Source organism: Gemmobacter aquarius (genome assembly GCF_003060865.1).
In the GTDB taxonomy this organism is placed as follows: Bacteria; Pseudomonadota; Alphaproteobacteria; order Rhodobacterales; family Rhodobacteraceae; genus Paragemmobacter; species Paragemmobacter aquarius.
The window spans coordinates 70001-85683 of record NZ_CP028918.1; the positions used below are offsets into that span (position 1 = coordinate 70001).

At 62.7% G+C, this 15683-nt stretch carries 5 protein-coding genes, 1 tRNA gene, 2 rRNA genes and 2 pseudogenes (1 of these 10 cut by a window edge); 6 read left to right on the plus strand and 4 right to left on the minus strand.

The genetic code is table 11. The annotated features are described in order from the left end of the window. The 4 genes and pseudogenes from HYN69_RS00345 to HYN69_RS00365 form a co-directional block, all read left to right on the plus strand. Positions 1-1299, plus strand: a 23S ribosomal RNA gene (locus tag HYN69_RS00345) (it extends 1536 nt beyond the left edge of the window). 154 nt (positions 1300-1453) lie between these two features. Continuing rightward, positions 1454-1568: ribosomal RNA gene (gene rrf / locus HYN69_RS00350) — 5S ribosomal RNA — on the plus strand. A 70-nt stretch (positions 1569-1638) separates the two neighbouring features. Continuing rightward, positions 1639-1715: transfer RNA gene (locus tag HYN69_RS00355), tRNA-Met, on the plus strand. A gap of 150 nt (positions 1716-1865) precedes the next feature. Further along, positions 1866-3037, plus strand: a pseudogene (locus tag HYN69_RS00365) (IS3 family transposase); the annotation flags it as partial. Positions 3038-3164: 127 nt separating this feature from the next. On the opposite strand, the gene hisD reads toward HYN69_RS00365, so the two are convergent. The 3 genes from hisD to cuyA all read right to left on the minus strand — a co-directional run bounded on the left by hisD (position 3165) and on the right by cuyA (position 6375). Further along, positions 3165-4457 carry a histidinol dehydrogenase gene (gene hisD, locus HYN69_RS00370; RefSeq protein ID WP_108433995.1) on the minus strand — a complete coding sequence of 431 codons (1293 nt, stop codon included), beginning with the start codon at positions 4455-4457 and terminating at the stop codon, positions 3165-3167. Positions 4458-4584: 127 nt separating this feature from the next. Next, complete coding sequence (gene cuyB, locus HYN69_RS00375) at positions 4585-5277, minus strand: cysteate racemase (RefSeq protein WP_108433996.1); 693 nt, start codon at positions 5275-5277, stop codon at positions 4585-4587. A 75-nt stretch (positions 5278-5352) separates the two neighbouring features. Continuing rightward, positions 5353-6375, minus strand: a complete 1023-nt coding sequence (gene cuyA, locus HYN69_RS00380) for a D-cysteate sulfo-lyase (protein ID WP_108433997.1) — start codon at positions 6373-6375, stop codon at positions 5353-5355. A 116-nt stretch (positions 6376-6491) separates the two neighbouring features. Here cuyA and HYN69_RS00385 point away from each other — a divergent pair, with 116 nt between their 5' ends. Then, on the plus strand, positions 6492-7379 hold the full coding sequence (locus HYN69_RS00385; protein WP_108433998.1) for a LysR family transcriptional regulator: 888 nt from the start codon (positions 6492-6494) through the stop codon (positions 7377-7379). 9 nt (positions 7380-7388) lie between these two features. Here the strand turns inward: HYN69_RS00385 and HYN69_RS00390 are convergent, their stop codons facing one another. After that, on the minus strand, positions 7389-8366 hold the full coding sequence (locus HYN69_RS00390) for a LytTR family DNA-binding domain-containing protein (protein ID WP_108433999.1): 978 nt from the start codon (positions 8364-8366) through the stop codon (positions 7389-7391). Between the two features lie 2007 nt (positions 8367-10373). Between HYN69_RS00390 and HYN69_RS20415 the strand changes: the two are divergent. Then, positions 10374-15623: pseudogene (locus HYN69_RS20415) on the plus strand (hypothetical protein); the annotation flags it as partial. Positions 15624-15683: the final 60 nt, after the last annotated feature.

A 15683-nucleotide genomic window follows, 5' to 3' on the forward strand; every position in this document is an offset into this window, starting at 1 on the left:
CTGCTCAGAGGTCCCTGGAAATAGCCCTCCATCAGACCGTACCCTAAACCGACACAGGTGGACTGGTAGAGAATACCAAGGCGCTTGAGAGAACCACGTTAAAGGAACTCGGCAAAATGCCTCCGTAAGTTCGCGAGAAGGAGGCCCCGTCTGTACGCAAGTGCGGGCGGGGGGCACAAACTAGGGGGTGGCGACTGTTTACTTAAAACACAGGGCTCTGCGAAGCCGTAAGGCGACGTATAGGGTCTGACGCCTGCCCGGTGCTGGAAGGTTAAAAGGAGGGGTGCAAGCTCTGAATTGAAGCCCCAGTAAACGGCGGCCGTAACTATAACGGTCCTAAGGTAGCGAAATTCCTTGTCGGGTAAGTTCCGACCTGCACGAATGGCGTAACGATCTCCCCGCTGTCTCTAACGTGGACTCAGCGAAATTGAACTGTGTGTCAAGATGCACACTTCCCGCGGTTAGACGGAAAGACCCCATGCACCTTTACTCCAGCTTTGCACTGGCATCAGGATTGTGATGTGCAGGATAGGTGGTAGGCATCGAAGCGGGGACGCCAGTCCTCGTGGAGCCTCCCTTGAGATACCACCCTTCGCACTCTTGATGTCTAACCGCGGTCCGTTATCCGGATCCGGGACCCTGCATGGTGGGGAGTTTGACTGGGGCGGTCGCCTCCCAAACAGTAACGGAGGCGCGCGAAGGTAGGCTCAGACCGGTCGGAAATCGGTCGTTGAGTGCAATGGCAGAAGCCTGCCTGACTGCAAGTCTGACAAGACGAGCAGAGACGAAAGTCGGTCATAGTGATCCGGTGGTCCCAAGTGGGAGGGCCATCGCTCAACGGATAAAAGGTACGCTGGGGATAACAGGCTGATGATGCCCAAGAGTCCATATCGACGGCATCGTTTGGCACCTCGATGTCGGCTCATCTCATCCTGGGGCTGGAGCAGGTCCCAAGGGTATGGCTGTTCGCCATTTAAAGAGGTACGTGAGCTGGGTTTAGAACGTCGTGAGACAGTTCGGTCCCTATCTGCCGTGGGTGTAGGAGATTTGAGAAGAGTTGCCCCTAGTACGAGAGGACCGGGGTGAACGAACCACTGGTGGACCAGTTATCGTGCCAACGGTAGTGCTGGGTAGCTATGTTCGGACAGGATAACCGCTGAAGGCATCTAAGCGGGAAGCCCCCTTCAAAACAAGATCTCCCTTGAGAGCCGTGGAAGACCACCACGTCGATAGGCCGGAGGTGTAAGTGCAGCAATGCATTCAGCTGACCGGTACTAATTGCTCGATAGGCTTGATTTGATCCAGAAACAGCAAGGCTAACATAAGCCCCGAAACGGATCGTCAAAAGCAACACGAAATGACTTGGAACAATCAACATGATGTAAGCTGCGGTGAAAAAACAGGCCAAATCCTTACGGATAAACGCCAACGCCGCAGCCTGTTTCTTCCTCGGTTTGGTGGTCATAGCACGAGCAAAACACCCGGTCCCATCCCGAACCCGGCCGTTAAGTGCCGTCGCGCCAATGGTACTCCGTCTCAAGACGTGGGAGAGTAGGTCACCGCCAAACCTAGAAAGAAACAGATCTCTCTAAACCATGACATACCCCCGATCGCAAACAAAAAGCCCTCGGGAACGGACGCGGGGTGGAGCAGCCCGGTAGCTCGTCAGGCTCATAACCTGAAGGCCGCAGGTTCAAATCCTGCCCCCGCAACCAAAATATTACAGCTTTATCAAAGACATGCGCCCCGCCTCACTGCGGGGCTTTTTGCGTTTGGGCCAAGCAAATAAGGGCAGTGAGGGTGACGTTGCCCCCTCCGCCTAATCCAGTTTGAGGTGGACTCTGGCCCAACCGAGAGGACCACAGATGAAGCGCAGCAGGTTCACCGAAAACCAGATCATCGGCATTCTGAAGGAGCACGAGGCCGGGGTTTCCGTCGCCGATCTGTGCCGCAAGCACGGCGTCAGCGATGCGACTGTCTACAAGTGGAAGGCCTAGTATGGTGGCATGGATGTCAGTGAGGCGAAGCGCCTGAAGGGGCTTGAGGACGAGAACGCCCGTCTGAAGCGGCTGCTAGCCGATGCGATGCTCGATCGAGCCATTGTGGCGCCATTGGTTCAAGCCCAATGGCGAGGGCGGCGCTGAAGGATCTCTTGGGAAAAAAGTGGTGACGCCCGCCGGAAAGCGGCAAGCGGTCGCGCATCTGGTGGCGGGCCACGGGATGAGCGAGCGGCGGGCGTGCCGGGTGATCGGCTGTTGCCGGATGACCATGCGCTATGAGGCGATCCGGCAGGAGGACCCTGTGCTGCGCGAGCGGCTGAAGGAGCTGGCCCGTGTCCGTCGCCGGTTCGGCTACCGGCGGCTGCATGTGTTCCTGCGCCGCGAGGGGCATGAGGTGAACCACAAGCGCCTGTTCCGGATCTACCGCGAGGAGCGGCTGCACGTGCGCCGTCGCGGTGGACGCAAGCGGGCCATCGGAACGCTGGCCCCGATGGCGGGACCGCTGATGCCGAACCAGCGCTGGTCGCTGGACCCTCGCCATGGTCACTCGGACCAGTGGCGTTCCCATGGCTCGATCTCTGACCAGCTGACCGATGGCCGCCGCTTCCGGATCATGACCGTGGTCGACGACTGCACGCGGGAATGCCTCGCCCTGATCGACGACACGTCCCTGTCCGGCGCAAGGGTGGCGCGAGAGCTGGCGACCTTATTCGAGGTCCGAGGCAAGCCAAGAACCGTGGTCAGCGATAATGGCACCGAGTTCACCTCGAACGCGATCCTGACCTTCGCCGACGACCGCAAGATCGAGTGGCATTACATCGCACCCGGCAAGCCGACCCGGAACGCCGACCCGGAACGCCTTCATCGAGAGCTTCAACGGTCGCCTGCGCGACGAGCTTCTGAACGAGACCCTGTTCCCGTCGTTGCCCCATGCCCGCGCCACGCTCGCGGCCTGACGCAAGGACTATAACACCGAACGCCCGCACTCACGCCTCGGCTGGCAGACGCCTGCCGAGTTCGCCCAGACCTTCACCCCGTTGCCCAACCCGCCCAAACAGACAAAGCTCAAACCCGGAGTCTCGCTCATGCAGGATAAAAGTCGGGGGCGACGTCAGTGGGCCAGACCTGGTGGGCGCGTTGCCCGTATCGCTGTTGATCACGGACTCAGGACAGGTCGAAGGCTTCGTCGGGAAAGTATTTGGCCAAACGGATATCTGCGGAGCGTGCATGCCCCTCCATCCCCTCGAGCCGCGAGATGCGCGCGGTGGCTTCGGCCAGCGGTCGCGACCCTTCGCGCGTGGCCCGTTGCCACGTCACCGTCTTGATGAATTTATGGACGGATAGGCCGCCCGTATACCGCGCCGCGCCCGAGGTGGGCAGCACGTGGTTCGGTCCCGAGGTTTTGTCTCCGAAGGCAACGGTCGTCTCTTCGCCCAAAAACAGCGAGCCGTACGACCGCAGCCGCCCCAGCCACCAGTCGAGTGACCCGGCCTGCACGTGCAGATGCTCTGGCGCGAAACGATCCGCCACCTGCGCCATGCCTTCGGCATCGGCACACAGGATCACCTCGGCGTAATCCGCCCATGCTGCGGCGGCGCTCTGGCGGTTGGGGTCGGGAAGCGTGGCGATAAGCGCAGGCACCAGCGCCATGACCTGTTCGGCAAAGGCGCGGTCCGAGGTCACGAGCCAGACCGGAGAGTTGTAGCCATGCTCGGCCTGACCGACCAGATCGGCTGCCACCATGTCGGCATCTGCGTGGCTGTCGGCGATGACCATGCTGTCGGTCGGACCGGCGACCATGTCTATGCCGACCTGACCGAAAAGGATACGCTTGGCCTCGGCGACATACTGGTTGCCCGGACCGACGAGGATATCGGCCTTGGGCAGTCCGAAAAGACCGTTGGCCATGGCGGCGACCCCCTGCACACCGCCCATCGACAGGATGACATCGGCGCCGCACAAGTCCATCGCGTAAAGGATGGCGGGCGGAATGCCCACACCCGGACGCGGCGGTGAACAGGCGACGACATGGGGCACGCCCGCCACCTTGGCCGTGGTGATCGTCATGATGGCGCTGGCGACATGGCTGTATCGCCCGCCCGGCACGTAGCAACCGGCCGCCGAAACCGGAATCTGCTTTTGCCCCGCGATCAGCCCCGGCAGGATTTCAACCTCGCAATCCTGCACCGTGGCGCGCTGCGCCTCGGCAAAGCGGCGCACGTTGGCATGGGCAAACTGGATATCGCGCCGAAGCTGTTCGGGCACCTGTGCCGCCGCTGCGGCCCGCGCTTGAGGCGTAACGACGATATCGCCGTTCCATTTGTCGAGATCGCGGGCAAAACGGCGCGCGGCCTCGTCGCCGTCCCTTGCGATTTCGGCTAGCATGGCTGCCACGGTGTCATGGACATCCTGATGGTCGGTCGCGGCAGTGCGGACAGCTTTCTTCAGATAGATCATTGGCGTCGGACTTTCAGGTTACATGCGCCATTTCAGGGCACGAGGCGGCGTTCCACGAAGCGCGTCAGCAGATCGAAGACGAAGGTGATGATGGCGATGACGGAAAGTCCCCTGTTGGTAAGTCGTTTCAGCATCTCTTTGAAAAGGCGACGATTTCAGCGACCAGACAGTCAAGCGTGTCAAAGGCCGCTGCTGTGGGGACAACGGCATCGGGGATAAGCGAAAACTCTGTGCAGGCGATCATCTGCACAACGGCCCCCCGCGCCAAAAGGTCGGCCGAGGCTCGCGCCAAGGCATCCCGCGCTTGGGCTTGCGGACCGCCGGCCTTTACCAGGCGGATCGCGGCCAGAAGGGCGGCGTCGTCGCTTGGATAGACCGCGCTCAGGCCCCGCGTCGCGAAGGGCGCATCGAACAGCCCGACCATCCGCACGGCGGGCGAGGCGAGGATACCGACCAAGCCGCCTGCGGGCCGCAAACCCGCGGCATGGTCGACCGAGGCTTGCACCATGTCGAGAAACGGCACCTCGGTCGCGGCACGCACCACCGGCGCATAGTGGTGGGCCGTGTTGCACGGCATTGCCAGCGCCTCGGCTCCGCCAGCCACCAAGCGCCGCGCCATATCGGCCAGCACTGGCCCCGGATCGTCACCATGCCCTTCGATCAGGCGGCGGATGCGTGACGGGACTTGCGGGTTCTGGTCGACGATCAGCGGGATGTGGTCGGCGTCGTCCTGCGCCTGAACCGCGCCAAGCACCTTTTGCATCAGAAGGATCGTCGCCTCCGGCCCCATCCCGCCAAGGATGCCCACGCGCCGCATCATGCTACCCCTTTCCCGCTTTCGGGGATTGGCGTCTGCTGCGTAAAGCCAATGTCAAAGCGCGGGCGGACCATCGGTTCAGCCCACCGCCAGCGAAGTCTGGTCCTGTGCAAAGGATGCCACATAGCCGAACAGCGCGGCAGACCCGCCGGTGTGCAGGAAAACGACCCGTTCGCCCTTTTTGAACCGGCCGTTGCGGCAATAGTCGATCAGGCCCGCCGCCCCTTTGCCGGAATAGACCGGATCGAGCAGGATGCCTTCGAGTTGTGCGAACATGCGGATCGCTTCAAGCGTGTCGTCGCGCGGAATGCCGTAGCCCTGGCCTACATAGCTGCAGTCGGCCACCACATCGGCGCGGCTGACCACATCGGGGCAACCCAGCTTTTCGGCGGTCTTTCGGGCCAGGGCGAAGACGTTCTCTTCCTGCTTTTCCTTAGGCGCACGAACGCCGATACCGGTCAGCGGGATGCCGGCGTTGATCGCCTTGAGCCCCGTGATCAGGCCGGCTTGGGTGCCTGCCGATCCGGTCGCAGTGACGATATGGTCGATCAAAAGGCTGCGGTCGTTGGCTTGGCCCACCAATTCAAAGGCGCAGTTCACATAGCCAAGCGCCCCTGTCGCATTCGACCCGCCACCGGGGATAAGATAAACCTTGCGCCCTTCGCCGCGCAGCCGTTCCGCCACGGCCTCCATCTCGGCCTGCATGTCCATTCCGCCCGCCCGCTTTGACGTGGTAGCACCATGCAGGTGGTCAAGCAGGACGTTGCCGTTGCCGTTGTAATTGGCGTCATTCGAACCGGTGCGATCCTCTAGCAGGATATGGCAAGCCAGCCCCAGCTTGGCGGCAAACGCGGCCGTCTGGCGGGCGTGGTTCGATTGCGTGGCACCCTGGGTCATGACCGTATCGGCGCCTTGGGCCATCGCCTCGGCCATCAGGAATTCGAGTTTGCGGGTCTTGTTCCCGCCTGTCGAAAGGCCCGTGCAGTCGTCGCGCTTGATCCAGATTTCCGGCCCGCCCAGTTCTGCAGTCAGACGGTCAAGCCGCTCCAGAGGCGTCGGCAGATGCGCGAGGTGAACGCGGGGGAAGCGGGCGAGATGCATGGCCAGTCCTTGCTTAACTTGTGCGCTTAGACTGTCCCACAAGTTTTAACCCGTGACCAATTCCAAATTTGTCAGATATCATGCACTGATTGCAACTTGGCCAAGGCAGGGGTCCGATGCGTCTGGAATGGCTGGAAGACATCCTTGCGATTGCCGAAACCGGCTCGTTCAGCGGCGCGGCCGAGCGCAGACGGTTGACCCAATCGGCCTTTTCGCGTCGCGTCCAGCAGATCGAAGGGTATATCGGCGTCGAATTGTTCGACCGGGGCCACAAGCCCATCAGGATGCGGCCTACGACCTTGGCGCAAAGCGAACAGATCGCGCAGTTGACGCTTGGCCTGCGGCAACTGGTGGTGGACCTGCGGCGTGGCGAGCGGCTGTCGAGCAACAAGGTGGTGGTGGCGTGCCAGCATTCGCTGACGACCGTACGGCTGCCACAGCTGCTGCGGGACATGCCGGAACAGGCCGATGACGTCTATATACGCCTGCGATCGGCCAATCTTGACGAGTGCACGGGGCTGCTGCTGTCACGTCAGGCCGACATCGCCATCGTCTTTCGCCTGCCCAACGAGGCGGGCGATTTCAATGACGACTTCATCGAAGTCATCGTCATCGGATCGGATCGCTTTCTGCCGGTCTTCAACGCGCCGCTTGCCTTGGCGGGACAGGGCGGCCTGCGCGAGATACCGGCGATCGCCTATCCATCCGAAGTGTTTTTCGGTTCGGTTATGGAGCGGCGGATCCTGCCCCATCTCGATCCGGCGCATGTCTATGTTCCAAAGGTGGAAACCGCGCTGACGCTTGCCGCCGTCGAAATGGCTGCCGCAGGGGTCGGGGTCGCGTGGGTGCCTGCGTCGCTTGCCCGAGGGCATATCGAAGCGGGCAGGCTGATCGATCTGTCGTCCGCGCTTCCGGCCTGCGATCTGGACATCAGTGCCATGCGTCTGGAGGGAAGCGCGTCGCAGGCGGCAGAGGGGTTCTGGGAAAGGCTGCTAAAGGCCTAGCGGCCGACGTCACCCTGCCGCAACATGGCCTGCCCGATATTTGGCGTAGGCTTGGCGAAAGGCCAGGACGCGCGGCTTGGAAACGCGCTCTTCGTCGCCGGTAACAAGCTGCACGATGATCTGGCGGCTTTCGGCCTCGATTACCTCTTTCACCGCGGAATAGGCGATCCAGACCGAACGATTGATCTGCATGCCGAAAAGACCGCTGTGCAATTCTGCGACATCGGCCATTTTGGCGCGATGCAGGGCTTTGCCGGAACGGCTGGTGACGCCAAGGTAATGGTCCTCGGTGCGTACGACGAGAATGCTGGCAAGCGGCATTACGGCCGGACCGATACGCACCATCACGATCTCGGGCACGGTATCGGTTGCGCGCATGTCTTGAACCGGTTCGGCCGGTGGCGTGGCTTCCGGCTCGGGCAGGCGCGCGGCGGGGCGCGGCGGGTCGGGCAGCGGCGTGGGCACAGGGGATAGCGTGTCTGGCTTGCCGGTCTGGGCCAGCGGATGGGCATGCACGACATAGTTGGCGTGCAACAGGTCGACGAGAAGGACAACGATCACGTCGCGCGCCACGTATTGCAGCATGTCGGACGGCGCCTGCCAAGCCGCCCCGCCCGCATAGGTGGTTACAAGTTGAATCACGATTTCCGCAAAGACCGCCATCGGAATCAGAATGACCGGTGTATAGACTTGGACGATCAGCCGCCGCTTCAGCATGGCCGCGATGACCGGCGAGCAAAGGGCGATCCACAACAGCGCCGTCGCCGCGACGGCCGACCACAACAGGGCCATTCCCCAGCCGTCGAAGGCATTGAAATCGGGGCGGTGGTCCAGCAATGCGAAGATGAAGATCACCACTGCGAAGAAGCGCAGGAACACCGGATGCAGCACATAATCGGCAAGCGAATCGGCGGTTACCCAGAAGGTCGTTCCCTCTGTCGATCTGACGCGGACGCCGCGAAAATTGTTTCCAGCCCGATATTGCACAGCGAAAACCCCTTAAAACACTTAATTCGCACCATCTGGATGCGGTGTCGCAAACAACGATTCAACTGCAACCTGAACCGCTGTTGCCACTATCCTGCCACATTGCAGAAATCGCTACGTTTGCGAACGACGATACGCGCCAGAATCTTAGGACTCCATGAACAAAATGTTGTCGGGAAGATAAACGGCAAGCCATTCACGCTGGCTGGAAACAATGATCGCGCCATTTGGCAAAGAAGTGGTGTCGGGAAGCGACGTTCGCCGCCAAAAAGTGGCAGCAAGCGTCTTTGATGACATTTCGGTGCACCGTCGTGCCCTTGGCGACCGGATGCCTTCGAAACATCCTTTTGGGTGGTAATCCTATGAACTCGGATGGAGTGCGCTATCCGGCTAATGCGTCTTCACATGCGGTCGTTTACGCGAGTGGAGGGGGGCCCGCAGTAGCTTGGTGCGACCGTTCGTTTTGGTGTTTGCGTTAGTGAAAGTGTGACCATGGCCTCGGATACCGTCGTTTCGAATTACAGCCCGACCCCGTCTTTTCTGAATACCGGTATTTCGGGACATCAGTCGCCGGCCAAGATGCTGGAATTGTCAGACGGGCGCGTCCTGTATGTCTGGGCGAACAACGCGGACAGCGACAACACGACGACCATGACGTTGCAGGGCCGGATCGTATTTCCGAACGGCACTGTAGCGACCGACCAGTTTGCCTTGCCCGGTCTGCCGGCCATCGACGGGTTCGACGGCTACGACTGGGACAACCTCGACATCGATCTGCTCAAAGACGGCAAGGTCATCGTAAGCTACGTGCGCAACTCGGCGGAAGCTGGCGATGACGAACCGATCTTTTCGATTTTCCAGCCGACAGCCACAGGCTTGTCGACTGTGGTCGCGGCATCGCCGATCCAGACAAGCGACACGACCTGGTTCGAATCACCGCCGGTCACGACCGTTTTGGACAACGGTAACGTCTTCTTCGTTTGGGCAAAGAACGGCGGCGATGACGACTCGACGACGATGTCGCTGGCCGGCCGCATCTACAATCCGACAAGCCAAAGCTGGCTAGGCAACGAATTCGGGGTCGGAAACGTCGCGGTCGACGGTTCGGATGGGTACGACGTCGACAATATGACGGTCAAACAACTGACCGGCGGCAACGTCGTCGTCTCGTGGCTTCGCAACTTTGCCGAAACCGGCGATGACACCCCGGTGTTTACCATTCTGGGGCAGGATGGCTCGGTCATCCAGACGACGACGGTGATCGAAGCAACCCCCGAGTCGCAGGTCTCCCCGTTCCAAAGCCCCGCCGTCATCACCGCTTTGGCGGATGGCCGGTTTATGGCGGTCTGGGTCAACGACGGCTTGTCCGACGACACCAATACAATGACCATCGAAGGGCGGATCTTCAACGCCAACGGCACGCCGGCGACCGGCGACTTCAGCATTTCCAGCGTTGCCGTGGACGGCTCGAACTTTGACGTGAACAACGTGACCGCGTCGCTTTTGCCGAACGGTCGCGTCGTCGTGGGCTATGTCGACAACTTTGACAATGCTGGGACGGATTATCCGGCGTTCTCGATCATCGACCCGTCCAACGGGACGATCGTCAGGCAAAGCTTTATGCAGGTGAACCCGAGCCATCCGTTTGCCGGCCCGCCGGTCATCGAGGTTCTGGGCAACAGCGGCAATTTCGTAGCGGTCTATGCCCAGGGCGATGGCCTTGGTGGCAGCTATGGTCTGAATTACCGGATCTTCGACAGCAGCGGCAACCCGGTCACGGGGGAAATTCCGCTGATCGGCGGGTCTAGTGTGATGTCGGTATCGGGGAACGACGGCTTCGACTGGAACAACGTCGCCGTCGTCTACAACGATACGAACGATTCGTTCACGGTCAGCTGGGTTGGCGTAAACGATGGCAGCGGCACGGGCGTCGTCTCTGCCGGACCGATTTCGTCCACAGGCACATCGCTTCCCGTTATCGTCGACGGAACCGAAGCTGCCGAGGTGATGAGCCCCGGCTACATCGACGCGCAGGGCGACCAGATCGACGGCGCCGACGGGCTGAGCGACACGATCTACGGCAATGGCGGGAATGACTCGATCACGGCGGGTGCCGGCAGCGACATCGTTTACGGTGGTGCGGGCGACGACCGCCTGATCAACACCGCGGCTGGCGGCAACGATACGTTCATCGGCGGCGAAACGTCCGAGACGATTGGCGACACGCTCGACAACACCCCCGTCGGCCGCAACGTGAGCGTGACCTATACCGGCAACGAGGCTGGCACGATTGCCCAGACTGACGCCGCCGTCACCGGAACGATGGTCATGCCCGGCGCGCCCGCAGGGACGAAGATGCAGTTCTTCATGCTCGACCGCGCGGCATGGACTGACCCCAGCCAGATGCTGCGGTCTGACACGAACACCGGCGCTGCCGCTGCGGGGGCGACGATCACCCTGAACGGCTATTCGGGTGTGACGCTCAGTGTTGACGAGGCCATGATCAAGGATGCCAGCATCGCCGATCTGACCGCTCCGGTCACGGTCAACGGCGTTGACTTCGGCGTCGGCGCGCCCGTCGAACTCGACTATGGCTTTGTCCTGCGCGATGCGGCCGGTATCCAGTATTTCGTCGGCAAGATCGACATCGGCACGGGCGGCACGCTCTACGAGGGGTCGGTGATAACGGCGGGCTGGAACCCGACCAACGGGCAGTGGGTCGCACCCCCGGCTGCGGGGGCCGTGCTGACGCTGGTCTCGGATCCCGATTCATTCTCGCCGTGGTATATGCCGTGGTCGAATTCCATCGCGACCTCGAACCTAGACCCCTATTCCAACGATGTGCGGCTTGGCGATGGAATCGACGGCCCGATTGTGGTTTCGGGATCGCAGACCACTGTCGATACCTTCTCGGAGATCGAGAACCTTTCACTGGGTGCGGGAAACGATGTCGTCAACGCTTCGGTCACCACGGCTGGCGTCAACATCGACAGCGGTGCGGGCAACGACACCCTTATCGGTGGATCGGGCATTGACAGTCTCAGGGGTGGAGATGGCGCCGACAGCATAAGCGCGGGCAGTGGCAACGACGTGATCGACGGGGGCGCCGGTGCCGACACCCTGCTTGGTCAAGGCGGGGACGACCGCTTCGTCTTTACCGACATCGACGACCGCAGCGACTTCCGGTCCGTCGACTCCATGCTCACGACAGGCAGTATCACGCCGCGGCAGATCAACACCGACACGGTGGGCTTCCAGTCGCCGCCAAGGATGCTGACCCTGTCCGACGGACGCACGCTCTACGTCTGGACGGACGATGCGACCCATGAAGATAGCACGACGACGGAACTTCAGGGCCGGATATTCAATGCTGACGGCACGCCGTCGTCCAACCAGATCGACCTGTCCGCACTGTCCGCGGTCGATGGTTTCGGCGGCTACGATTGGAACAGCCTCGACATCGACCTGCTGCCTGATGGCAAGGTGGTGGTCAGCTATGTGATCAACACGTCGGAAGCGGGCGACGATCGTCCGGTCTTTGCGATCCTGACGCCCACGGCGAACGGTTTGCAGATCACGACGCCGACGACCGAAATCCAGTCGGACAATACGACGGTAAGCTCGGTATTCGAAAGCCCGCCGGTCACGACCGTGCTGGCCGATGGCAACATCCTGTTCGTCTGGTCGGACAACGGGACCATCGACGACAACGTCTCGATGAAATTGCAGGGGCGCATCTATAACCCCACGACCGGCCAGTTCACGTCGCCCGACTTTACGGTCGGCAACGTGGCGGTGGATGGCAGCGACGGCTACGACGTGCCGAACCTGACGGTCACGCAGCTGACTGGCGGCAATGTCGTCGTGGGCTGGCTGCGGAACAATGCCGAGGTCGGGGACGACACGCCGGTTTACACGGTGCTGTCGCCGACCGGCGCAACCATCTTCTCGACCGCCGAGATCGAGGGCGGCAATACCGAGGTCACCCATACGCCGTGGGAAACTCCGCCGGTGATCACCGCGCTGTCGGACGGGCGCTGGATGGCGGTCTGGGCCAATGATGGCCTGTCGGACGACACCGCTTCGATGACGATCGAAGGGCGTATCTTCAACGCCAACGGCACGCCCGCGACCGGCGACTTCCGCATCGGCAATTCGGCGATGGACGGCAGCGATGGGTTCGACAACCCAAACTTGACCATCACCGAAATCGGCGCGGGCCGTGTCGTGGTCGGCTATGTCGAAACCTACGTGACCGGTGGCACCAACGATGCCTTCTTCAGCATCGTCGACACAACGACCGGTGCGACGATCGTATCCGACGTGCAGATCGCGCAGAACCCTGACCATCCGTGGGGTGGCCCGCCGGTGATCCAGGCCTTGGGCAGCAGCGGCTACTTCGTTGCCGTATTTGCCGATGGCGACCAGATCTCCGGTGGCGCAACCGGGCTCAACTACCGGATCTTCGGATCGGACGGACAGGCGATTACCGGCGAAATCGTGCTCGCAACGGCAGGGTCCGGTGCGGCGCTTTCGGGAACCGACCATTTCGACTGGGATAGCGTCGACATCGTCTTCAACCCTGCGGCGGGTACGTTCACGGTCGGCTGGGTCGGCACAAACGACGGGTCCAGCACGGGGGTCTTCTCCTCGGGTCCGATCGACGTAAGCGTCCTGACCGGTGGCGGCCTTGCCTCGGTCATGCGGGACGAAATGGTCGTCGGCGGCGAGACCAACGAGACCATCGGTGACCTGCTGGACCTGACCGGCATTTCGACAAGCCTTAACGTGACCATGACGGGCGCCGAGGCCGGAACCGCGGTCGAGACCGGAACGGGTGACCGTCTGGGCTTTATCGAAATCGAGCGCATCGCTCTGGGCGCGGGCAACGATACACTCATTGGTGGCGCCGGTGCGGAATCCGTCGATGGCGGGGCGGGCAACGACAGCCTCGCCGGCGGGGCGGGCAATGACACGCTCGTCGGTGGCCTCGGCAATGACATCCTAGACGGTGGCGACGGCGCCGACAGGCTTGCGGGCGGCGAAGGCAATGACATCCTGACCGGCGGGCGGAACGACGACGACCTGATCCTCGGCGCTGGCGATAGCGCGAACGGGGGCGACGGGGACGACGAATTCACTTTTGACCGGACCCTGACGGGAACCGCCGCGATCACGGTCGTTGGTGGCGAAACGGGCGAGGAGTCGGTGCTTGATCCGACCAACAACCCCGCAGGTCGCATCGGCGACGTGCTGGACCTGCGTGGCCTGACCGGGGCGTCGGTGGCCTTCACCACAGCCGAATCCGGCACCGCCATCTATCAGAACGCCGCGGGCGGGACGGTAACGATTCAATTCTCGGAAATCGAGCGCATCCTGACCGACGGCGACGGCGTGGTCAACGGCACAGCCGGCAGCGACTTGATGACTCCGACAAGCGGAGCCGGAGGTCTGCCTTACGTCGACGCGCAGGGCGATCAGATCGACGGCAGCGACGGGCTGAACGACAGCATTCTGGCCGGTGCAGGCAACGACACCGTCGACGCCGGCCTCGGCAACGATACGGTCGACGGCGGCAACGGCAGTGACGTCATCGCCGGAAATGCCGGAAATGACAACATCTCTGGCGGCGCTGGCGCCGACACCATCGACGGTGGCACGGGCGATGACACGCTCTTTGGCGGGGCAGACAGCAGCGACTTCATCTACGGCGGTGCGGGCAACGATGTCATCGACAGCGGTGCAGGCGTCGACGACGTCTTCGGTGGCGCCGGCAACGATACCATCACCGGATCGATTGCCGGAATTGCACAGGGCGAAACCAGCTTCGGCGGTGCCGATGCAGACACGTTCCGCATCGTAACCGACGGTCAGCCGCTCACGCCGGGCATCTCCGTGATGGTGAACGGCGAGTCCGCCGGACTCGACAACGACACGCTCGACCTTTCGGCGCTCATCTCCGACGGCTGGGTCATCACCTCGTCGTCTCTTGCGACGGACGGACAGGCGGGCGATGCAGTCGCAGGCGAACCCGGCTTCAACGGGTCGTTCTTCCTGGCAAAACCGGGGCAGCCCAACCTGATCGTCAACTTCAACGACATCGAAAACTTCGTCCTCACCGCCTCCGGCACCGTCGACGGCACCGCGGCGGGGGATATGATGAACCCCGGCTACACCGATGCGCAGGGTGACCAGATCGACGGCAGCGACGGCGTCAACGACGTGATCGATGCGGGTCAGGGCAACGACACGGTCGATGCCGGTCTGGGCGACGACACGGTGGACGGCGGCACCGGCAATGACAGCGTTGCGGGCAATGTCGGCAACGACAGCCTTGCGGGCGGCGACGGCAACGACAGCCTTGCGGGCGGCGATGGCAATGACACGCTGGCAGGCGATGCGGGCAACGACCTGCTGGCCGGCGGGCTTGGCAACGACACGGTGCTTGGCGGCGCGGGGGCGGATACGCTCTCGGGCGGGCCGGGGGCGGACAGCCTCGATGGCGGCGCGGGCGATGACGACCTGTCGGTTGGCGGGGCGGATACGGCTGCGGGCGGGGCGGGGGACGATGTCTTCACGCTCGATCCTACCGACACCGGCGCGGATGTGAACGCATCGGTGGATGGCGGGCTCGACGGGTTGTCGGGATCGCCGGAAGGGGCCGAGAACGGCAATGCGGGCGACGTGCTGGACCTGTCGGCGCTGACGGCGCCGCAGACGGTGATCTATGGGGCGAACCCCGAGACGGGCACGGTCAACGGGCTCGACGGCGACGCGGGTGTGGACATCGGCTTTGCCGAGATCGAGCGCGTGCTGACCGGCACGGGTGCCGATACGGTGAACGGCGGGGCGGCCACGGGTCCGATCGCGGTCGACACCGGGGCTGGCAATGACTCTGTCACCGGCGGCGCGGGCAATGATACGGTCGCGGCCGGCGACGGCAACGACGTGGTCGCGGCAGGCGCAGGGGACGATTCTGTCGCCGGTGGCGCGGGCGACGACACGCTCGACGGCGGGGCGGGCAACGACAGTATCGATGCGGGAACGGGCAACGACTCTGTCGCAGGCGGTCTGGGCAACGACACGGTTCTGGCCGGCGACGGCAACGACACGGTCGATGGCGGGGCGGGCGACGATTCTGTCGCCGGCGGCCTGGGCAACGACAGCCTGACGGGCGGCGCGGGCGATGACACGCTGGCGGGCGACGAGGGCAACGACACGCTTGCCGGTGGCCTTGGCAACGACAGCCTTGGCGGCGGCGCGGGCGACGACTCGCTTGCCGGCAACGAGGGCAACGACACGCTGCGGGCGGCGCGG

Coding starts and splice junctions, on each gene's coding strand:
- hisD (WP_108433995.1), bottom strand. CDS start 4,457: ATGATCTATCTGAAGAAAGCTGTCCGCACTGCCGCGACCGACCATCAG.
- cuyB (WP_108433996.1), bottom strand. CDS start 5,277: ATGATGCGGCGCGTGGGCATCCTTGGCGGGATGGGGCCGGAGGCGACG.
- cuyA (WP_108433997.1), bottom strand. CDS start 6,375: ATGCATCTCGCCCGCTTCCCCCGCGTTCACCTCGCGCATCTGCCGACG.
- HYN69_RS00385 (WP_108433998.1), top strand. CDS start 6,492: ATGCGTCTGGAATGGCTGGAAGACATCCTTGCGATTGCCGAAACCGGC.